General features: G+C 36.0%; 20 protein-coding genes. 7 read left to right on the forward strand and 13 right to left on the reverse strand.

Annotated features, from left to right (window positions below; all coding sequences use genetic code 11):
- Positions 1–296: 296 nt before the first annotated feature.
- The 6 genes from HW120_RS13610 to HW120_RS13635 are packed head-to-tail and all read right to left on the reverse strand — an operon-like array spanning position 297 to position 8,279.
- Positions 297–2,369 carry a DUF262 and DUF1524 domain-containing protein gene (locus tag HW120_RS13610; RefSeq protein ID WP_177734631.1) on the reverse strand — a complete coding sequence of 691 codons (2,073 nt, stop codon included), beginning with the start codon at positions 2,367–2,369 and terminating at the stop codon, positions 297–299.
- A gap of 2 nt (positions 2,370–2,371) precedes the next feature.
- Positions 2,372–2,989, reverse strand: coding sequence for a retron system putative HNH endonuclease (locus HW120_RS13615; protein WP_177734632.1), 618 nt, complete (start codon positions 2,987–2,989; stop codon positions 2,372–2,374).
- On the reverse strand, positions 2,973–4,439 hold the full coding sequence (locus HW120_RS13620; RefSeq protein WP_177734633.1) for an AAA family ATPase: 1,467 nt from the start codon (positions 4,437–4,439) through the stop codon (positions 2,973–2,975). Before HW120_RS13620 ends, HW120_RS13615 begins: the two co-directional genes overlap by 17 nt.
- 6 nt (positions 4,440–4,445) lie before the next feature.
- Positions 4,446–5,783 (reverse strand): restriction endonuclease subunit S, encoded by a 1,338-nt coding sequence (locus tag HW120_RS13625; protein WP_177734634.1) that lies wholly within the window; start codon positions 5,781–5,783, stop codon positions 4,446–4,448.
- Positions 5,784–5,801: 18 nt separating this feature from the next.
- Entirely contained in the window at positions 5,802–8,072 is a 2,271-nt protein-coding gene (locus HW120_RS13630; RefSeq protein WP_394353026.1) for an N-6 DNA methylase, read from the reverse strand.
- A gap of 3 nt (positions 8,073–8,075) precedes the next feature.
- Positions 8,076–8,279, reverse strand: coding sequence for a helix-turn-helix transcriptional regulator (locus HW120_RS13635; RefSeq protein WP_177734635.1), 204 nt, complete (start codon positions 8,277–8,279; stop codon positions 8,076–8,078).
- A gap of 690 nt (positions 8,280–8,969) precedes the next feature.
- On the opposite strand from HW120_RS13635, the gene HW120_RS13640 reads away from it, so the two are divergent.
- Entirely contained in the window at positions 8,970–9,185 is a 216-nt protein-coding gene (locus HW120_RS13640; RefSeq protein WP_177734636.1) for a class I lanthipeptide, read from the forward strand.
- Between the two features lie 191 nt (positions 9,186–9,376).
- Here HW120_RS13640 and HW120_RS13645 read toward each other — a convergent pair whose 3' ends face one another.
- The 5 genes from HW120_RS13645 to HW120_RS13665 all read right to left on the reverse strand — a co-directional run bounded on the left by HW120_RS13645 (position 9,377) and on the right by HW120_RS13665 (position 15,283).
- Positions 9,377–11,659 carry a cation:proton antiporter gene (locus HW120_RS13645; RefSeq protein ID WP_177734637.1) on the reverse strand — a complete coding sequence of 761 codons (2,283 nt, stop codon included), beginning with the start codon at positions 11,657–11,659 and terminating at the stop codon, positions 9,377–9,379.
- A 485-nt stretch (positions 11,660–12,144) separates the two neighbouring features.
- Positions 12,145–12,624 (reverse strand): MarR family winged helix-turn-helix transcriptional regulator, encoded by a 480-nt coding sequence (locus HW120_RS13650; protein WP_177734638.1) that lies wholly within the window; start codon positions 12,622–12,624, stop codon positions 12,145–12,147.
- Positions 12,624–13,118: a GNAT family N-acetyltransferase gene (locus tag HW120_RS13655; RefSeq protein ID WP_177734639.1), complete on the reverse strand. Its 495-nt coding sequence runs from the start codon at positions 13,116–13,118 to the stop codon at positions 12,624–12,626. The genes HW120_RS13650 and HW120_RS13655 overlap by 1 nt, the downstream gene beginning before the upstream one ends.
- A gap of 336 nt (positions 13,119–13,454) precedes the next feature.
- Positions 13,455–15,032, reverse strand: a complete 1,578-nt coding sequence (gene mqo / locus HW120_RS13660; RefSeq protein ID WP_177734640.1) for a malate dehydrogenase (quinone) — start codon at positions 15,030–15,032, stop codon at positions 13,455–13,457.
- Positions 15,029–15,283 carry a hypothetical protein gene (locus HW120_RS13665; protein WP_177734641.1) on the reverse strand — a complete coding sequence of 85 codons (255 nt, stop codon included), beginning with the start codon at positions 15,281–15,283 and terminating at the stop codon, positions 15,029–15,031. The genes mqo and HW120_RS13665 overlap by 4 nt, the downstream gene beginning before the upstream one ends.
- A 212-nt stretch (positions 15,284–15,495) precedes the next feature.
- On the opposite strand from HW120_RS13665, the gene HW120_RS13670 reads away from it, so the two are divergent.
- From HW120_RS13670 to HW120_RS13690, 5 genes are all read left to right on the forward strand, one after another.
- Positions 15,496–15,912: a GNAT family N-acetyltransferase gene (locus HW120_RS13670; RefSeq protein WP_177734642.1), complete on the forward strand. Its 417-nt coding sequence runs from the start codon at positions 15,496–15,498 to the stop codon at positions 15,910–15,912.
- Between the two features lie 150 nt (positions 15,913–16,062).
- Complete coding sequence (locus tag HW120_RS13675) at positions 16,063–16,482, forward strand: hypothetical protein (RefSeq protein ID WP_218618725.1); 420 nt, start codon at positions 16,063–16,065, stop codon at positions 16,480–16,482.
- Positions 16,483–16,603: 121 nt separating this feature from the next.
- A complete protein-coding gene (locus HW120_RS13680) occupies positions 16,604–16,933 on the forward strand; it encodes a YegP family protein (RefSeq protein WP_177734643.1) in 330 nt (109 codons plus the stop codon).
- A gap of 179 nt (positions 16,934–17,112) precedes the next feature.
- Positions 17,113–17,619: a GNAT family N-acetyltransferase gene (locus HW120_RS13685; protein WP_177734644.1), complete on the forward strand. Its 507-nt coding sequence runs from the start codon at positions 17,113–17,115 to the stop codon at positions 17,617–17,619.
- A 109-nt stretch (positions 17,620–17,728) separates the two neighbouring features.
- Complete coding sequence (locus HW120_RS13690; RefSeq protein WP_218618726.1) at positions 17,729–18,370, forward strand: hypothetical protein; 642 nt, start codon at positions 17,729–17,731, stop codon at positions 18,368–18,370.
- A 117-nt stretch (positions 18,371–18,487) separates the two neighbouring features.
- Here the strand turns inward: HW120_RS13690 and HW120_RS13695 are convergent, their stop codons facing one another.
- Both HW120_RS13695 and holA read right to left on the reverse strand, forming a co-directional pair.
- On the reverse strand, positions 18,488–18,670 hold the full coding sequence (locus tag HW120_RS13695; protein ID WP_177734646.1) for a CAL67264 family membrane protein: 183 nt from the start codon (positions 18,668–18,670) through the stop codon (positions 18,488–18,490).
- 63 nt (positions 18,671–18,733) lie between these two features.
- Positions 18,734–19,738, reverse strand: coding sequence for a DNA polymerase III subunit delta (gene holA, locus HW120_RS13700; protein WP_177734647.1), 1,005 nt, complete (start codon positions 19,736–19,738; stop codon positions 18,734–18,736).
- Positions 19,739–19,793: 55 nt separating this feature from the next.
- On the opposite strand from holA, the gene HW120_RS13705 reads away from it, so the two are divergent.
- Positions 19,794–20,240 carry a type I restriction enzyme HsdR N-terminal domain-containing protein gene (locus HW120_RS13705; RefSeq protein WP_177734648.1) on the forward strand — a complete coding sequence of 149 codons (447 nt, stop codon included), beginning with the start codon at positions 19,794–19,796 and terminating at the stop codon, positions 20,238–20,240.
- Positions 20,241–20,243 lie beyond the last annotated feature (3 nt).

Below are 20,243 nucleotides of genomic sequence, written 5' to 3' on the forward strand. Positions count from 1 at the left end.
GGGTTACGATAGCTTTCGCAAGAATAGCGGTAAAGTTGGAAGGAAAGAAGGATTTAAAAGGATACTGAAACGTTGTTGACTGAACACAAAGACGTGGTGAAATTATTGAAGCAGGGTTATTCAGTTAGAAAGACAATGAAATTAACGGATAAGAGCAGCGGAACAGTACAGAAAGTTAAAAAATTATTGTAAAAACTGTCTTCTATAAAAATCCAGAAACAGTCTTCTCAGAATTTATAATTTGTTTATTAGCCCTAATCAAATATTTATCTTGTGAACACTTTACAACATTAATATTATTGCTCTTGTTCATCAAAAGCTTGTTGAATCAAGTCCATTACACCATCTATCTCATTCAAATTTGATATTCCAACTTCTACATCCCCATTGCCCCAACGCCCTAAGCCGGAAACATCTTTACATAATCCTAATGGGTCAATAATTTTAGGGAACTCTATATTTAATGACAATCTCAAACGTGATTTTTGTGGCACAATATCCACAAAATTAGTATTAGATTTAAAAGCAATATATAATTTCTTGTATTCTTCTTTTACAGAGGCATCAATGTTTAAAATTCTTTTTCGTAAAGCCTGATATAATTCTAACATATCACCTTTCAGGTATTCATACTGATCTATTGAATAAGTTGCGTTTTCTTTGTCATTTGATTTCTTATATTTTTCTAAAGTGTTATTATCTAAAGTAGGAGCAAACCATATTTCTTTGGCTTTATTTGATAACTCAATGGCTCTTTGTTCTATATGAATTTTATTCCATTCAGCAACATTTCGTAAATAAGTATTTAGACGTAATGGAGAATCATTAAACCCACCTTCTATTGATTTTTTCTGTCCAAATGGTCTATCACTTAATTCGGAATTATAACCTGTCAAAGTTAGGTTGCCTAAGGTATGTAAATACATTTTCTGAATATCTTGCCAATCATCACCTAACATCGTTATCCACTCATGGGATAAATTAGGATTTTGCGGCATAATATGCTCAATGGTATATTCATCAATGTTTACCCATTCTTTGCGTTTATAGTTTTCCAGTTTATTTAATAAATAATTTCTAGAACGAAAATTGTAAACATCTTTTATAACTATTTCTTTTTCAAATTCAGTATCCGCCGGATAGCGTTTATAGTTATCCATTAATTGGAAAGCCGCTTGTACGCTTTCCAGGTAGTTTTCCGGCTGAACGGATTTATATAAAGTGGCAAAGGTTTTATTGAGGCTGTTCGTAGGAATACCACAAATCGCTCTTCTGAATACATAATTTTCTACCAGTCTTAATATTTCGGTAAAGTTTTGTTTAGAAAGTCTTTCTTCAAAATAGTCGTTGTAAACAGGTAAAAGAAAGGGGTACGAAACATCCACTTTTAGTTTGGCAATATTGGAAAACAACTGATTTAATACAAGATCCGGTTCTTTTCTAAGTACCATATTGACATAAAAACCTGAATACTTGTAAATATCCCGTACTACTTCGGTAATAGTTTCTGGAGCTTTGCCAGACTGTACATAGGTTTTAAATTCTTCATAAACTTTGTCAATTCGTGGGATAGTTCCATTCTTAACAGATAAATAATCCCGCATGAACCAGTCGAAAGAACTAGAATATTCATTACCGTAGCTTTGCTCCATCGGATACCAGTACTTTTCATAAAGCTCTGTTTGTAATTTGATATCTTGCCCCATTAATACATAGTTCCTTATCAAATCTGCCTGTGACAAGTCCAGTCCCGTAGAGTTCATACTTTCAAATATCAACTGTGGATTGTCCTTATCTTTCTCCAATGCTACATCTACTATAAACAAACGAAGAATACCATTGTAAATATCCTTTACATTTTCTTTATTGATTTTTGATTTGAAGAATTCGTAGTTCTCTACAATTCGTAAAGAATATTCTGATGCCTGTGGCACTCCATTAAGCAAGTTGATATAGGTATCTTTATCCCTTCTTGTTAATAGTAACTTGTAGCGTAACTCATTTTCTTCTTCTGCGTTAAGTAAATAATAGTTTTGCAATTTAGTGAAGCTCGTATCTATATCCGCTTCATTGTCTTTAAGAAAATTAGCTAAGGCAATGATGAGTAATGAAACAGTTGTTAATCTTTGCTGACCATCTATTACCAAATGTTTAGGCACATCAGAAATCGTATAAATATTTTCTTGAAAATGTACTACAGAGCCTAGAAAGTGTCCTTGCAGATTTTCATCCTTACTTACCCGGATAATGTCTTGTAGCAATTGGTTGCATTGTGATAATTGCCAACTATAGGTACGTTGGTATATAGGAATAACAAATTGTCTCGGTCCTTTTATAACGGTTAATAGGTTTGCAGAGGTTGCTTTCATAGTTAATTTAAATAATTTTCTATCATACAGATTACAAAACTTGGGAAACCCTGCTCTTCTAATATCCCAGACAAATCCTGATTTTCAGTCCCACCTTCTTTAAGAGCATTCATTGTTAATATCAAATCTTTTCTTCTTGTTTTTAAACTATTATGATTAAGGTTAAAAATTGCAATTGTTTTTTCAGCTTTATTAAAATCAGTTTGACTGAGATTATTCGCAGGATGTATTTTACCGTCAGTTGTGTAACGGAAAAAATCTTGTGTTTGATCATTTACAGGATTGAAGATTAAATTATAATCCTCTAAATTTTTAACTCCGTTTCCTCCATCCTTATATTTTGCTCCATAATCGTCATCATTAACAGCTACAATTAAATTATTCCAATCATAACATAAGTTATTATTTAAAGCTCTTTTTATATAATGATCTATATGGCAATCTTCATTATCAATATAGATCTCAGTATAACCACATAAAAGAAACTGTTCTTCCAACAAAATAAATTCTCTTGCTTCTCTTTTGACCTGAGCATCGCAGTCATCCCACACTACAGGTTTATTTTTTCTTACAAAGTCAGAGAAAGCTTGAATAGGTTTGGCCTTATCTATTTTTCTCATTTGCTTTCTTTAGCTCAATGTTTAACAATAAGAACTCTCTATCGTCTTTTCCTACAATGCTTTCTAATTTTTTATATTTTTCTTGAAACAATGTAGAATTATGCTTTTTTTTTTCAATCATTGAATAAAGTAGTTCGAAAAGTTCTGTGCTTTCTATATTTCTAGTACTTTCTAAACCAAAATAATCAATGAGCAATGTTTCAAATTTTTGCCCATAAGTATTCATAGCTTTATGAATTATTTTTCCATACCTGAAAAGAAAGACTTGTTCTCTCTTTACATCGGATAATAAGGCAGGATTATGAGTTGTAAGTAACGTAAAAGAGTTGTCTAAATATTCTCTGATAAATGGGATATATTTTCGTTGCCATTTAGGATGTAAAAAAACATCAGGTTCATCAAATAAGAACAGCTTATTAACTTTGTTTTTCCATAAGATACCAAGACCACTAGTAACAATAAATTGCCGTTGTCCCTCACTTAATCTTTCAGAATTAATAATTGTTCCATCAGCCAATTTAAAATCTATACTTACATAAGATAAAATCCCATTGAAGAGTAGAGTATCCAAGAGAATAAATGAAAAATCCCTTTCAACAGAAAATTCATTGAAAAGAGGTATCAAATCAATAATTCCGTAAAAAGTATATACTATTTCATCTTCAGATTCCTTGTTTTCTACAAAGCTTGCTTTCTCATTCAGCTTATCTACAAACTGCTCAATTAATGTTGAATTAATTCCCCAGAGCTTGCCACTTCTTTTGTTTGCCCACTCAGGCTTTTTTAAGATAATTTGTACTTCTGCATTATTAATATCAACATCCCCTATCAACTCTTTTATGAAATTCTCAATGTTATTGTCGTTACTAGCATTTATTAAAAGGCAAGTCAGAATTAAGCCTAAATACTCATCCTTTATATAATAAAATGGCCTTTCCGAAGGAAGTTTTAAAGGCTCTAATGAATAAGGATTCTTTTCCTTAATAATATCTTCAATAAACTTGTTCTCAAAGTGCTCGCTTAATGTTTTAAGATATTTGGCTTCACCTGCATAATAAACTCCAATCCTAGACGGAAGAAAATTTTTAAACCCACCAAATTGATCATCTATTTCTTTAATTGATGTTGTTTTTTGATTGATTTTTATGACTGGCTTAAAAGTGTTTGTCTTTTGATTTACATAAACACTCTTTAGATAAATCTCATATTCCTGTCCCTGATAGGTGGAGAAAAACTCTATTTCATAATTATCTATGAATTCTGCCGTTTTATCTCCCAGAATAAAATATTTATGCAGATGCCCGAATATGTAAGCAATAACTTCGAGCAAAGTGGATTTACCACTACCATTATCGCCTATGATTATAGCAAGGGATTTATCCTTATAAAATTCGATTTTAAAATCTTTTAAAATCAAAAAGTCAGGTATATAAATACTTTTAATTTTCATAATTGGTTAATTAAAAATAGTTTTTTCAAATTCTTGTTCAGCTTGCTGTTTTAAAGCGCTAATTTTACTTTGGTTCTTTAATATGCTATCTTCCTTTTGTTTCACTGATTGCATAATTGCTATCTGATTATCTACATCGGGAAAAGGGATTTTAATTTCTTTTAGTTCTCCTTCGGTAATAGCAGGATATAAACCACCTGTCATCCTATTCTTTAACTGTTCTATTCCATAAGAACATCTAAGAAATTGCAATAAATATGGCAAATAATAATTCTCTGACTGTCTAATAACAGAAAAACCAGATGAACAAACATTGTTATCGTATTCTTTTGTTACAATAGTAAATTTCTTAAGGTAAGGTCTAGTAGTTCCCAAGATTAAATCCCCTTCTTTCACAAACTGTGTTGCTCTACTGGGAGCTTTGTTCGTTTTAATTTCCTTGGCTTCCACAATTCCTTTGATAGGATCAATTGCTCCTATCTCAATATACTTAAAAGTTTCTTGTTTGTATACATTCTTGTTGAATGGTCTTTTTTCAAAAAAATACGTCGCACCAATTTTAACCAACGGAAAAACCGATTTTTTGAGTTCATCGGCAATTCGAACATCAGAAGAAAAATAATCCCATCTTTCCAAATCGTTAAAATCAATAGTAAACAATCCTTTTATTTTACTCTTTATTTCGATAGGGTTAAGTCCTAATTGTTTTAAAAAATAAAGCTCAATTTCTTTTTCTAAACTTTTAGCCTGCTCTTCTAATTGTTCTGCCTGTTTTATTTTATCATAATAGGTACGGACAATTTGTTCTTGCTCTTCAAGCGAAGGAAGAGGGATTTCTAACTTTCTTAAAATCTCAATCGTTAGATTTTGTCGTACAGAGCCGGTAGTATTTTCATTAATGACCTTATTAAAGATATTCGTTTTGAATAATAGAAATAAGTATTCGGGTAATAAACTTTCTAAACAACTGAATACAACATAAGCAGGGCTTATGTATTCATGCTTATGTTCTTCTTTCCTAACTCCAATAGAACCAACATTAATACGATATGGATTGTACGCTAACCAACCTACTTCCATTTTCTTATAAGGTTGATTTATTTCCTTTCCTTTCTGTATGTAGGCATCAAAAATTCCCTCTTTATTATTGACTCCCAATATTCCAAAATCTTTCTCTTCTTCAAGGAATAGCTTGTACTTTTTGTTTTCTTCTTTTACACAAGAACCTAACGACACAATCGGATAGGTTGAAGAGATACTTTTCGAAGTATATCTTTTTGTATCCCACAAATCAAAATTTGTAAAAGGAATAAAGTTCAAATAATTGAAATTTGCTGTAATCATTCTAATCCTCTTACTATTTTAATTATAAAACACTTCTGGCTCTGAAACTATATTTGTATTCTCTGTTACAGGTATCCGATAAATAGTCTCCTCAATCACCTCATATTTTACCTGTTTAAAAGTATTTTTCCATAGTGGATTTGCTTCCCGATACTTTTTAAATTCATTTGCCAATGGCTCCAACTCATTATCGATTTTAGCTCCTGTGGTACTGATACCTGCCTTTTCTACTTCAGCTATTGGAATGTGGTAATTAAATGCGTTTTTTACTTCTGCTTTCACCTCTGTAGCTACTTTATCTTCCAATTGTTTTAATTGGGCTTTTAATGTCTTTTTTTCTTCTGCCGTAGGAGCATTTTTTCCTCTTAAAGTTAATTTCTCCTCTAAAGGCTCTATTTGAGGAGCATACTTTTTGGTTATGGTCTTTTCTGCTTTCTTTACAATATCTTTGTACTGTTTGGCTTCTTCGTCCGTAAATTTCTTAAAGAACAATAAGCTTGGTTTTACGGTAGCTCCACTGGCAATAAATACATCTTGGGGAATGGAGGTAATCAATACAATTTTGGCTTTGCTTTCGACAAAATCTCTGATTTTTTGCAGGTTCGTATTGTTTAAAACACCTTCCGGTAATACAATACCCATTCTTCCTCCTGGTTTCAGTAAATTTAAGCAACGTTCAATAAACAATACTTCCGTTAAAGTACTCATTGTTCCCGTTTTGTAAAGGCTTAAAAGTGATTTGCCTATATTATTATTCACTTGCTTTAATGCCTCATCGTATGCCTTTCCGTAACGAGTTTGATATTTTAGTATTCGAGCTGTATCTGTGTACTTATCCGCTTCAGTAATTTTCAAAGATTTCTCTACTCTTGCACCAAATGGTGGATTAGTCAAAATAATATCGAAGCGATTTTCAAAAATGCCATTAACGTTCAATAAACCATCATTATGATGTACACCACCGTGTCCATCTCCGTGCATAATCATATTCATTTTTGCCGTGCGGCTCATACGTGGATTAGCATCAGTTCCAAAAATGCAATCATAACTTAAAACCCTCAATCTACTCTTTTCATTATTGATATCTAATTCTGTATTTAGTTTTACAAATAAATCATTTACTTTTTCATCTATCTCGGCTTTTTTTGAATCTGATAATTTTTCATATTCAGCTGTGTAATATTGTTCTTTAATTTTCTCTTTTGCTTGTTGAACTTCCTCTTCTATTTTTGCTCTTACATACTCGAAAGCCTTAATTAGAAAACCACCGGAACCACAGCAAGGGTCACATATCACTTCACCTTCCTGTGGTTCTAATACGTCTACCATAAAATCCACTACCGTACGAGGTGTAAAAAACTGCCCTAATTCTCCCCTGAACGTTCTTCCCAGAAACTGCTCAAACGCGATACCTTTCACATCATCTGATGTGGTAGAAAGGTTGTAAATTTCGAGTTCTTTTACGATAGCTTCAAAACTATTTTCCCGTATTCTGATAATCTCACTTTGCTCAAACAAATCATCATCCTTAAAATCTTCTTTGGTTTGGTCAAATAAGAATTGATAGAAATCCTTCCCATCTTTTGGTTTATATTTCTCGTAGCTAGTTTTATCTTGTTTAAAAGCTTCTAACGAGAATATTTGATGCTCGGAATTTGTTCTCTCATATCTTATTTTGATAAAAAGGATCTTGCTGATTTCGTCAAACGCCGCTTCCGGAGAAAGCTTATCGTTATTACGAATGATGTTATGACATTTAAAAAGTAGTTTGGAAAATTCATCACGAGTAAATGCCTTGGTTTGTTTTAATAATGCATTTATCTTCTTTTCGTCTTTGATTTCTTCAGCAGTAGGAATATTAACGATTTCCTGTAATTTATCAGGCATATGGCCATATACTACTTTAAAAATGCGAGTTTCTTTTTGATTGGTAGTTACAAAAAAATCGGCTTTAGCCCAAGATGCATAATTATAGCCTTGGAAGTAGTCCTCCTCGTGTACAGTTATATGCTCTGCCTTACATTCAACCACAATAACAGGGTTTTTTCTTTCTAATCTCTCTTTTTCACTTTTCCAGATAACGATATCAGCCATAGCTCTACCTTGTCCTCGCTGTGAATTGTTAACCTGCTCTTCTTGCCCCATTTGAGACAATTCGAATCCATAAGTATTTACCAAACGGCAAATGTATTCCTGCCGAACTTTTTCTTCGGGCTTCAATACTAACCATTTATCTTTTAGGGGGGCAAATATTTTCCCCTCTTTTATTTGAACTTCCAAATTATTCATAATTTAATTTTTGCTTGTCGGATTTAATAGCTCTCTAACATCTATCTTCAATAATTTTGCAATTTCTGCTAATGTTTCAACAGAAGGTTGAATCTCATTAGTACACCAACGCGAGACTGTACTTTCGCTCTTTTTTAGTTCTTTAGCCAGCCATTTACTTGTTTTAGACTGCTCTACCAATACAATTTTTAGTCGATTGAATTTCATAAGACACTATTTAATACGCATAAAATGCGAATTTAACATTATTTCAGTTATACTTTAAGTATTTGAAGTAGTTTTTTAGTCGAATATGTAAGCATGAGTTCAATTTTTAAAAATCTGGAATAGATATTTACTACAGAGAACAACTTAAAAATTTCACGATCTCAAAATAGCGTATTGTAATTATGGTACAAAAATTTCCTGAATCAAAACATAGATAGCTTCCCACTTAAAAACAAAAGCTTCCCACTTTTGAGAAGCCTTAAGTATAAAATATTAACAATCAATGTATTGAAATAATTATATAACCTTCTTATCGTCTGACATATTATAATGTTTTTATTGTCTATTTTGAGCACAAATATAGCTTTAAAAAATGGATTTATGATATTTGATTTACGAGGTTTGAGGGTTGATATTTGAGATATGAAGGAACTTCTAAGAAACACCTTCATATCTCATACTTCTCACTTCTTATATTAGATTGACGAGGGTTGATATTTGAAGTAAGAAGCAGCTTCCAAGAAACACCATTCGTATATCATACTTCTTACACCAACCATTCACCACCCGCATATTGCCTTATTACAATAACACAAAATAGGGCAAAATACCCTAAATAAGGGTAAGCAGTTATTATTTAATTGGTTACTTTTAAAATCCTTAAAAGAACAACCCTAAAACAATTATATAATGAAAAAGCTTAACCTTAAAAAGAAAGTAATTTCTGTGTTAACAGATAGCGAAAAAGGCGCTATTAAAGGTGGTGGTGTAGGTCCTGCACTACCGTATACTTATACACAATCTGTAATGATCTGCATTGACCCGATGGGTCCGCCGGAACTTACCCGAGCAATCGGTTGTGAAATACCGGTATTAACCAAAGACTGCGATCCTATACAGCCATAAGGATAAAGCTAACTACCAACCTTTACAACATAACAAAACACCCTGCTGATTTAAAACCAACAGGGTGTTTTTATTTACGCATTAGTAAGATGGTAGTGTTTTTTTAAGGTTGATATTTGAGGTTTGAAGTACGAGGTAGCTTCTAAGAAACACCTTCTTATATCATACCTCTTATATCATATATCGAACTTCTATACCGTTTTTTCATCAGAAATAATCAAAGTCGATGGAATTTCAGACAACCACGGTTTTTTAGATTCCAGCAGTCTTTTCCAGCTTTCAGAACTGATTAACATTAAATCCTGCTCTTTCAGGAATTCTTTTTCAACAACCTGTTCTTTTTGCAGCATGATATGGCTAGGGGCTACCTGCTCTATTGCTCTGATTTTTTCTTTGGTTTCGGCATCATTCTTTATTTTGCCTTCAATATCCAATATGATTACCTGCGCACCGGAATTGTGAATCAGCTTCTGGGCATAATTAATCAGGTAATTATCCTGTGTTGTAAACAACGGAATAAAAATACGTTCTGCTTTTACAAAGTTTTTATCGATAAAGATACCAACCGGAACACGGGATTTCGACAAAATATGCTTGGTTCCTTCATCAAAAATAGCGTTGTCAAAAATATTCTCTTTTCCGGTTACCGTGCTCAATAACTTCTCCGGGTTGATGATTCGCGTAGTAAATCCTAATAATTTCCCCAGCAAACTTCCTTCATAAATGGATTGTCCTAAGCCAATTAACAGCAAGTCATAATCCCCTTTATTGACAACATTAGTGATTTCATTGTCAATATCGGCTGAAGCCTTAAACATCGTTGTCACCTGTCGGTTCAGCGTTTTCGACTCTTCAATTACTTCTTTAAAGCTAACCGTTTCATATTCTTCCGTATCATAATGGTGCAGCTCATTCGTCGGTGCGATGTGCATAGCCGTCAGCTCCGAATTGTCCTGTAATTTTTTCGTCAGACTGTCAGCCAGTTTGAATAAGGTTTTCCCGGATTCCGGTTTCCCGAATGACAATAGTATTTTGTATTGACTTAACGTTTTCATATCCTGCGGCACTTCTTCCTCTTTGGACTTAAAAATCCAGTTGATAAGGTCTAAAGTAGGTCCTGTCATAAAAGTAGTCGCCAATGCCATGATAACCATCATCGAGAATAATTGCGGACTCAATACGCCCAAATCATACCCGATATTCAGTACAACCAACTCCGTTAATCCTCTGGTATTCATCAGGGCACCGATTGACAAACTGTCTTTCCAGTTTTGCCCGACAAATTTTGCGGCAAACGTACTGCTCACAAATTTTCCGATTACGGCTACCAGGAAGATCATTCCGGCAACTTTCCATAAATACGGATCGTTTAATAATCCAATTTGTGTTCTTAATCCTGTGAATACAAAGAATAACGGTAATAAAAGTACCAATGCAACATCTTCTACTTTTTCAATAAACAGGTTTCTGAATTTGATATTTTCCGGCATAATCGCTCCGGCAATAAACGCCCCGAACAAGGCGTGAATACCGATTACTTCCGTAGCATAAGCCGAAATGATCAGCGTTAAAAAGAAAATGGCTACTATCGGCTTGCTTAAACTTTCCTTAGTGGAATATAAATCTCCGATTCGTTTCAGGAACGGACGCACTACTTTTAGCATAATGCCCACATAAACCAATGCCATTACAATAGTGTACAAGGCACTTTCAAACGAACCGGCTTTTACAATCGCAATAACGGCTGCCAATATACACCAGGCCGTAATATCATCGGCAGCGGCACAGGTAATAACAATAGTTCCCAATCGGGTTTTATGAATACCGCGTTCCTGTACAATTCTTGCCAATACCGGAAAAGCCGTGATACTCATCGCAATTCCGGTAAACAATCCGAAAGAAGCGAACTGTACATTTGCCGGAGCAAACTGATCGTAAATAAAATAAGCCAGTCCCATTCCTAAGGCAAAAGGGATAATAATACTGGCATGACTGATTACAACTGCATCATGGGCTTTGTTTCGCAATATCTTCATATCGATTTCCATCCCCACGATATACATAAACAGTATCAGTCCTATCTGACTCAGGAATTGCAGGTTTCCTAATGACTGAGCCGGGAATAAGGTTGCGGAAAATTCCGGGAAATACATCCCGATCAGCGAAGGGCCCAACACAATACCGGCAATCATTTCTCCGATTACCGCCGGCTGCTTCATTTTTATACAGATCCATCCGAATAGACGGGCAACAAAGATAATCGTGATAATCTGTGCCAGTAAAAGCGCCAACGGATGTTGTAAATTATGAACAAAAGAGTCTACAAATTCAGCCCATTGTGCCTTATCGGATTGGGGAACGGTGATGTTTCTTCCCACTTCCAGTTTTGCTCCCAATAAAATAATCCAATACATTAGCACGGAAAATCCGCCAATGATACTGACGTAAAAAATACTGTTTCTAATTTTTTTCATTCGTTACTTTTTTATTTATGCTTCTATTATCTGCCGTTTATAATAAACCGCAGTGCAAAAAAAGAAAGTATATCCCTGCAAAAAAGCTTGTGTGAAGTATAGCACACAAGGAATGTAATAAGTCCGGGAAATAATGTAACGATATGGTTAAGTATGAGGTCAGATATTTGAAGTAAGAAGTAGCTTCTAAGAAACACCATTCGTATATCGTACTTCTCACTTCTTATATTGAATTTACGAAGTTAAATTTTTGAAGTTTGAAGTAACCTCTAAGATGCACATTCGTATATCGTACTTCTAACTTCTTATATTAATTTATGAGGTTAGATATTTGAAGTACGAAGTAGCTTCTAAGAAACATCATTCGTATATCGTACTTCTACATCTTATATTGAAGAGGGTTGATATTTGAGGTTTGAAGTAACCCTTAATATATCATACTTCTAACCTCCTACATCTTGCCTTTTGCCTTTTGCTTTTTGCTCTTACTTCCCCTCTTTCAACTGCATCGCCCTTTGTAAAAAACTCTGATTCGCTATTTTACTTTCGGCTTCGTTGATGGCTTTTAATAAATTGTTCTGATTGTCGGCTATTTCATTCAGCGCCGTACTGATAACCTCCCAAACGGGTTTCATTTCTTCAATGAGTTCCTGTCCTTTTGCTGTGAGCAGAATCAGGCGTTTGCGTTCGTCTATTTTGTCCTTTTTAGAGCGGATCAGCTTTTGTTTTTCAAGTTCTCTTAACAGGCTTATTGTTGACGGATGGGTATAGCCAATTTCGTTCGCTATTTCCACTACACTCAATACTTCTTTATGATGAAGCGTATAAATAACCGGAAACCACTTGGGTTCAAACGCAATACCGAAAGCCTTATATACTAAGGCGCCATCTTTACGCAATTGTTCACTAAGACGCTGTAGCCTTGTGGATATGGCTAAAATACCCGATTCATCAATAATATTCATTATACCTGATTTAGCGTTAAATGACAAAATACATTATCGGCACTCATTAACGGAAATTGTTCCGGCAGTGCTTCCTTTTCAATACGGACAAAATGGTTGCGTTCGTAAAAACGTAAAGCTGCTTCCAATATTGAAACGGTTCCCAAATATAAGTGTTCTATACCATTTTCTTTGCTATAGGCAATTAAGATCTCTAATAATTGCTGGGCAATCGCCAGCTCTTTACCTCTGTATTCCTTTTTAACAAACATTTTCCGGATGGCACCTTCTTGATCGGCATATTTTACCAAAGCAATAGTGCCTACCAGTTCCTCACCGATAAAAGCACCCCAAAAGCACCCACCATCAGTATAATAAAAACGGTCAATCGCCAGCAAATCCGGCTGATCTTCTAAAGTAATGGGCACGTTAAACTCCTTTTGCTGAATGCTTAAAATCAAATCGACAGCAGCAGCTGAATATTCGTTTTTTATAGGTTTAATAACTGTTTTCATAGTATTTTTATTTACAATACAAAACTACGTAGTTGAATACATATATAATACTTTTTAAGTTGAATTTAACGTTTTTATAAAGAATTGATAAGTGGCAATTAGTAAAAGGCAAAGGGCAAAAAAATAAAAAAGGCAATTACCAACCTTATAGTGATACATAAAGTTGGTAATTGCCTGATTATTGATTTAAAAATTCTTATACCTTGCCTATTGCTACTTGTCTTTTGCTTTTTGCTTTTTCCACACCATCAAAATTGCTCCTTGCCCTTTGCTTTTTGCTTTTTGCTTTTTCTACACCATCAAAATTGCCTCTTGCCTCTTGCCCTTTGCTTTTTGCTACTTCCCATCCTCCGCAATCTCTTTCCAGACAATTCCCAGTGTTTCACAGTTTTTTTGTCGTATTGCATTTGCTAACGGGATATTATCGGATAGTTTTTGACCGTAGGACGGTATCATTTCTCTGATTTTCAATTGCCATTCCGGTGTTTTGAGTTTTTCGGCATAACATTTTTCGATGACTTTCAGCATAATCGATACCGAAGTTGAAGCACCGGGAGAAGCGCCCAGTAAAGCCGCCACACTTCCATCGGAAGCCGTAACGACTTCTGTTCCGAATTGCAGAATACCGCCTTGTGTAGACTGGTCAATTTTAATAACCTGAACCCGCTGTCCGGCAATTCGAAGATCCCAGTCTTCCATTTTTGCTTTGGGGAAATACTCCTTTAAAGCGGCCAGACGTTGTTCGGGTGTTAAAACAACCTGTTCCAGCAAGTACTTTGTCAGCGGTACATTGTCCAGTCCGGCTTCCAGCATCGGGCGGATATTATAAAAATTAAAAGATTCCGGAAGATCAGTCCAGGTACCGTTTTTCAGGAACTTCGGCGTAAAGCCGGCAAAAGGTCCGAAAAGCAGCTCTTTTTTGCCGTTGATGATACGGGTGTCCAGATGTGGCACCGACATAGGCGGTGAGCCAACCGAGGCCATACCGTAAACTTTAGCCTGATGCTGTGCAATGATCTCAGGATTGTTACACACCAGCCATTCTCCGCTAACCGGAAAACCGCCGTAGCCTTTGGCTTCCGGGATATGCGTTTTTTCAAGCAGCGGCAATGTCGCACCGCCGGCACCAATAAAAACAAAACGGGCGTTGATGGTTTTGGTCTGATTGGTAGTCAGGTCTTTTACATAAACCTTCCAGGTACCGTCTTTATTCCTTTTAAAATTAGTCACCTGATGATTCACTTTCAGGAATGTTTTGGCAGACCTGGTCAGATTTGCCGTCAGTTCCTGCGTTAGTGCACCATAATTAACATCGGTACCAATATCGATTTTGGTTGCCGCTATTTTTTGGGAAGCATCCCTCCCATTCATAACCAACGGAATCCATTTGCTGATTTGCTCCGGATTATCCGAAAATTCCATTCCGGTAAAAAGCGGTGCTTTTTGCAGCGCCAGAAACCTCTTTTTCAAATAGGTAACATTCTTCTCACCGGTCACAAAACTCATGTGTGGCGTGGGATTGATAAACGAATGCGGCGGACCAATTTTTTTAGCCCGTACAAGATAAGACCAGAACTCTTTTGAAATTTCAAAAGACTCGTTAATCTCCACAGCTTTATGAATGTCTATTGTACCGTCACTCAATTCCGGTGTGTAGTTGAGCTCACACAAAGCAGAATGCCCCGTACCGGCATTGTTCCATGCAGCCGAACTTTCCTGTCCGACGGCATCTAATTTTTCATACATCGCTACCGACAATCCGGGATCCAGTTCTTTTAACATGGTTCCTAATGTTACACTCATAATCCCGCCACCCACCAAAACAACATCTGTTGTTTCACTTTCGCTGTCTTTTTTATCCGCACAGGAAATCAATACAACAGCGCTTACGAAGTAGATCAGGCACTTTTTCATCGGTTGCTGATTTCAATTAAGATGTTTATGATTTTGGCAAAAGCATATAAAAACAGGAAAATCAGGAATCCTGCAATAAATGTAAAAGCCGGTAATATCCAGGCGCCAATACCTCTGGGAGTAAACAACAGATAACCGGTACCGATAATTGTTCCAAGCGCTACCAGCCAGGCAAATAACGCGAATATGGACGATAGGATTTTAAGTGTTTTTTGTTGCTTTTTGATGTCATTAGTAGTCGTTGTTTCCATAATTTTTATTTTTTAGGGGTAAATAATTCAAAATAAAACAGTTAACAGTGACTTAAAGATAAAAAAATAACAGCATATTCTTGTTATTATTAATCATATTATCTATTTACAGCTGTATAATCGCAGTTATTACTTTTTGATTTATCTTTATCCGGCTGCTTTTAACAGCATATACTCCAACCATTCTTAAACAAAAAACTTTCCAGAGTGCCATGAAATACAAAGCCGTTTATCAGGATGTTAGTCCGGAAACCTATATCCACCTTCGCGTGTCCAGCGGATTAAGCCCTAAAACACCGGAAGCCGCCGAAACAGGATTGCGCCATTCGGTGTGCAGTGTGGTCATTATGGATACCGAAAACGATAATCTGGCTGTCGGGATGGGAAGAATTATCGGTGACGGTGCCTGCCATTGCCAGATTGTGGATATTTGTGTATTGCCGGATCACCAGAAAAAAGGATTGGGCAAACTGATCATGCAGCAGTTAAAAGCTTTTATTGACGAATCACTGCCTGCTTCCTGCTATATCAGTCTGATTGCCGACGGTGATGCTTACCGTTTATATGAACAATACGGTTTTCAGGAAGTCTGGCCGGCTTCGCGGGGAATGGCCTTTCTGAAAAAGTAAACAGCTATCCTCAATACCGCAGATTCCGTTAATTACAAAATATTCAATCCTTATTACATATTTTAATTAACCTATAACAGAATCAAAATCTTCTTTTTCCTGAAGCGCTAAATTCGCCCCCGCTATCGAATAATACAGCATTTTAAGAAAATGAAGAAAACTATTTATTGCTTCCTGTTTGCAATCGCTTTTATGTGTCCGTCTGTAAACGCCCAAAACAACGAGCCCAAAACCAATACCAATCCAAACTCCAAAATTGGCTTTTCCCTGTTTGAAGGTACTGTAATTGCCGGTTATGTAGACAAAGGAACTTACTTAAATTTCGTCGGTCCGAATATCAGTTATACAAACGGAAAGTCAAAGTTATTATTAGGAATGCTTCCATCCCTGCGTTTTAAAGAAGACCATTCCGAACCTAAAAATGCTTTTGTTACGCCAAACTTAGGCGCCGGATTAACCTATTGCTATGGAAAAGTTGCCCTACAGCTTCCGTTTTATTACAATGCCAAAACCACCACACAAAACGGAAAGTGGAATATGGGAATCGGTATCGGCTACCGTTTTAAGTAGTCTTTCAAGCAGTCCATTATCCTTTTCCCGTTGTTTATTCACGATGACTTTTACGGAAACCCGTAAGGCTTACCGCTAATTCCGGAGTAATCTTGTTCCTCATAACATTAAAAAAATAACAATGGGAAAATTTGAAATTAAAAAAAGGATTAATGGGGAATTCCAATTCAATTTAAAAGCTGCTAACGGGCAAATTATTCTTACCAGCGAAGGGTATACAACAAAATCCGGATGCCAGAACGGGATTAATTCCGTAAAAAACAATGCGCCGTTAGATTCCCGTTACGACCGGAGAACGGCAACAAACGGAAAATCCTATTTTAATCTGAAAGCAGCAAACGGTGAAATAATCGGTACCAGCCAAATGTATGAAAACGCCAGCAATCGTGATAACGGAATTGAATCGGTAAAAACGAATGCACCAACAGCCGAAATAGCAGATTTGAGTTAATCGCCAATAATTGTAAAGCCATCTTTTTAAGATGGTTTTTCTTTTTTACCTGTCGGCTAATCATAAACAATTATTTTACAAATATCACACGCATTACTATATTTAATAAAAAAATCACAAATTTCACTACAATAATCCTATTTATCTTACATTAGCATTCCAACTCAATCTGTATAATTATGATTATTGCAACTAGTACCTTTCAGGATATAGACACTATCTTTCAGCTGTATGAAGCCGGAACCGACTACCAGAAAAGTGTCGCCGAAAAACACTGGAAAGGTTTTGAACGCGGATTGGTCGAAACCGAAATCCGGGAAAACCGCCAATGGAAAATGATAATTGGCGGTGAGATTGCCTGTGTATTTGTGATTACCTATAATGATCCGTTTATCTGGCAGGAAAAAGACCGGGATCCGGCAATTTATATTCACCGCATCGCCACCAATCCGCAGTTTCGCGGCAATGGTTTTGTTAAGCATATTGTAGCCTGGGCAAAACAGTTTGCTAAAGAGAACAAAAAAGAATACATCCGCATGGATACCGGAAGTGGTAACGACAAACTGAACAATTATTACATCCAGTGCGGTTTCAACTATTTAGGCGTTTTTGAATATCCCGCCACAGACGATCTGCCGGAACATTATAAAGACGGTTCTTCCAGCCTGTTTGAGATAGTGGTCTAAAAACAGTAAGGATTACGCTCCTTTTTATATCTTCGTTTCAGAAAGAGTTCAAACTGAAATACCCAGCAACTGCATGACCAACCGATTGTTACTGATACTGCTATGTTTTATGGCACTGCCTTCATTTGCCCAGCTGCAGCATGGACTTCACGGCCGTGTAAAAAGTACCCGGGAGCATTCATATCGCCCCAAATTAATAAACGATCAATGGGTAAACGGAGCTGCCCATACAGAAGGCAACCAGTTATTTTTATTTGATGAAGAAGGTAAATATACCGAAATGGTCGTTACCGATAGTTTAGGCACTATCATTATGAAACTGGTTCCTTCCTATAAAAACAATAAAATTGGAACTGAAAAAATCTATGATCGCGATGGTAAGTTACTGCAGACCATAACGATGAAATGGCTGTCGCCTACCATAGTGGAATCTGTTAATAAGGATGCCGATGGTAAAAAAATCAATGAAGGAAAAACAACATACCGGAATAACCGGGTACAACATGTCTCCTATCGGGTCTATAAAGACAATATTGTTACCGGGGAATTTTCAGCGGTATTGACTTACAATACAGACAATCAGTTATTGTCGCATAAAACAACCGATTCAAAAGGAGTAATCACTTCTTTTAAAGAGTACCGGTATTTAGCTTTTGACCGTTCAAACAACTGGACCAAAATGCTGGTTTACGACGCTAAAAGCGACAAAAATCCGGAAACAATTGTAATCCGCCAATTGGATTATTATTAGCTTTTCGTTATCCGGTAATGCAAAAAAATAAACCCGAAACAAGTAACTCGTTCCGGGTTTGTTTTTTATATAGAATACAGCGCTACATGAACGCTTATCGGATTTCTTATTATGGTTTTACACTCTTCCTTTAAGGGCGTTAAAAACCCATGCATTCGCCAAAAAGCCAATTCCTACCGCTGCGAATCCCCAGCCTGAAACTTCACTGTATCTGAAAATTCCCAAGCCAATCAGTAAAAATCCCATGATAACCATGATTAACGTTGCCCATCCTAAGATGGTATTTTTATTCATTCCCATAATCTTTTTTATTTTGAACGCCAAATATCGTAATAATATCAGTGTGGTAGCGTTTATGAAGTGTTAATTAAAAATCTTAACCAGCATCTCTTTCAGTAAATCATGCTGCGGTAACGCATTCGCGCCCACCCCTTTACTTTTCACGTCCACATCACGCAATATCGCTACGATTTGACTCACTTTTTTCATCGGGTAATTCTTAATCGCCACATCGTAATCCTTTAAAAAATACGGATTGACTTTTAAAACTTTCGCCACATTAGCCGGATTTTTATCTTTCAGTCCGTGGTATTGCAATAACTGCGAAAAGAAACCAAACACTAATCCGGTCGTAACAACCAAAGGATTGTCTTTTGGATTTTGTGCAAAATAATCGGCTATCTGATAGGCTTTCAGCTGATTCTTTTCCCCTATGGCTTTCCGTAATTCGAAATTGTTGTAGTCTTTGCTGAAACCGATATTTTCTTCAATGACTTTTGGCGTGATCGTGCTTCCTTTTGGTAAAATGATCGCCAGTTTGTCCAATTCGTTGGAAATCTTACTTAGATCAGTACCTAAAAATTCCACAAGCATTGCCGCCGCCTTGGGTTCAATCTGATAGCCTTTCCCGGATAAAACGCGTTTTAACCAGTCGCCTACCTGATTTTCATATAGTTTTTTACTTTCAAAAACCACTCCGGCCTTATCCAGTACTTTGGTCACTTTTTTACGCTTATCCAGCGTTTTGTATTTGTAACAGATTACCAAAACCGTTGTAGGCTGCGGATTCTCGGCATAACTTTCCAGTTTGTCGATGGTCCTGGATAATTCCTGTGCTTCTTTTACAATCACCACCTGGCGGTCCGCCATCATCGGGTAACGTTTCGCATTCGATACAATCTCTTCTACCGTCACATCGCGTCCATACAAAACCATCTGGTTGAAGCCTTTTTCATCTTCCGATAAAATATTATCTTCAATATATCCTGCCAGCTTATCGATATAATACGGTTCTTCTCCCATCAAAAAATAGATGGGTTTGATGTCGCCTGCCTTTATATCCTTTATGATTTTTAATACTTCGTCCAAAATAGATTCTTTAACAGTTGTCGGGAAATTAAAAACTTCAAATTATATTTGTACTATGCAAAAATTGAATTTTCCGCCCTATTCCTTCCGGTTCAAAAATAGTGAAAATAAAGTGGCTATTTTTGATGAGATTCGTAAAAAATTTATCCAGCTCACACCGGAAGAATGGGTACGCCAGCATGTCGTTCAGTTTTTACTACAGGAAAAGAACTATTCCAAATCCTTTATTAACGTAGAGAAAGTCATCAAAATTAACGGTTTAACCAAACGTTACGATGCGGTAGTGTTTAAACCGGACGGTTCGATTTTCCTGTTAGTAGAATGCAAAGCTCCCGAAGTAGCCATTACACAAGGCACTTTCGACCAGATTGCCCGGTACAATATGGTGCTGGCGGCCGATTATTTAATGGTGACCAACGGACTAAATCATTATTTTTGCCGGATGGATTATGAAAAACAAGAGTATCAGTTCCTTCGGGAACTGCCCAATTTTATATCCTAAATA

The sequence above is a fragment of the Flavobacterium inviolabile genome (genome assembly GCF_013389455.1).
Lineage (GTDB): Bacteria > Bacteroidota > Bacteroidia > Flavobacteriales > Flavobacteriaceae > Flavobacterium > Flavobacterium inviolabile.

What these genes read in the sequence shown, in the direction of transcription:
- HW120_RS13615 (WP_177734632.1), bottom strand. Translation starts at nt 2,989, where the DNA reads ATGAGAAAAATAGATAAGGCCAAACCTATTCAAGCTTTCTCTGACTTT.
- HW120_RS13670 (WP_177734642.1), top strand. Translation starts at nt 15,496, where the DNA reads ATGAAATACAAAGCCGTTTATCAGGATGTTAGTCCGGAAACCTATATC.
- HW120_RS13640 (WP_177734636.1), top strand. Translation starts at nt 8,970, where the DNA reads ATGAAAAAGCTTAACCTTAAAAAGAAAGTAATTTCTGTGTTAACAGAT.
- HW120_RS13625 (WP_177734634.1), bottom strand. Translation starts at nt 5,783, where the DNA reads ATGATTACAGCAAATTTCAATTATTTGAACTTTATTCCTTTTACAAAT.
- HW120_RS13690 (WP_218618726.1), top strand. Translation starts at nt 17,729, where the DNA reads ATGGCACTGCCTTCATTTGCCCAGCTGCAGCATGGACTTCACGGCCGT.
- HW120_RS13655 (WP_177734639.1), bottom strand. Translation starts at nt 13,118, where the DNA reads ATGAAAACAGTTATTAAACCTATAAAAAACGAATATTCAGCTGCTGCT.
- HW120_RS13620 (WP_177734633.1), bottom strand. Translation starts at nt 4,439, where the DNA reads ATGAAAATTAAAAGTATTTATATACCTGACTTTTTGATTTTAAAAGAT.
- HW120_RS13645 (WP_177734637.1), bottom strand. Translation starts at nt 11,659, where the DNA reads ATGAAAAAAATTAGAAACAGTATTTTTTACGTCAGTATCATTGGCGGA.
- HW120_RS13680 (WP_177734643.1), top strand. Translation starts at nt 16,604, where the DNA reads ATGGGAAAATTTGAAATTAAAAAAAGGATTAATGGGGAATTCCAATTC.
- HW120_RS13635 (WP_177734635.1), bottom strand. Translation starts at nt 8,279, where the DNA reads ATGAAATTCAATCGACTAAAAATTGTATTGGTAGAGCAGTCTAAAACA.
- HW120_RS13630 (WP_394353026.1), bottom strand. Translation starts at nt 8,072, where the DNA reads ATGAATAATTTGGAAGTTCAAATAAAAGAGGGGAAAATATTTGCCCCC.
- HW120_RS13695 (WP_177734646.1), bottom strand. Translation starts at nt 18,670, where the DNA reads ATGGGAATGAATAAAAATACCATCTTAGGATGGGCAACGTTAATCATG.
- HW120_RS13610 (WP_177734631.1), bottom strand. Translation starts at nt 2,369, where the DNA reads ATGAAAGCAACCTCTGCAAACCTATTAACCGTTATAAAAGGACCGAGA.
- HW120_RS13685 (WP_177734644.1), top strand. Translation starts at nt 17,113, where the DNA reads ATGATTATTGCAACTAGTACCTTTCAGGATATAGACACTATCTTTCAG.
- HW120_RS13705 (WP_177734648.1), top strand. Translation starts at nt 19,794, where the DNA reads ATGCAAAAATTGAATTTTCCGCCCTATTCCTTCCGGTTCAAAAATAGT.
- HW120_RS13665 (WP_177734641.1), bottom strand. Translation starts at nt 15,283, where the DNA reads ATGGAAACAACGACTACTAATGACATCAAAAAGCAACAAAAAACACTT.
- HW120_RS13650 (WP_177734638.1), bottom strand. Translation starts at nt 12,624, where the DNA reads ATGAATATTATTGATGAATCGGGTATTTTAGCCATATCCACAAGGCTA.
- mqo (WP_177734640.1), bottom strand. Translation starts at nt 15,032, where the DNA reads ATGAAAAAGTGCCTGATCTACTTCGTAAGCGCTGTTGTATTGATTTCC.
- HW120_RS13675 (WP_218618725.1), top strand. Translation starts at nt 16,063, where the DNA reads ATGAAGAAAACTATTTATTGCTTCCTGTTTGCAATCGCTTTTATGTGT.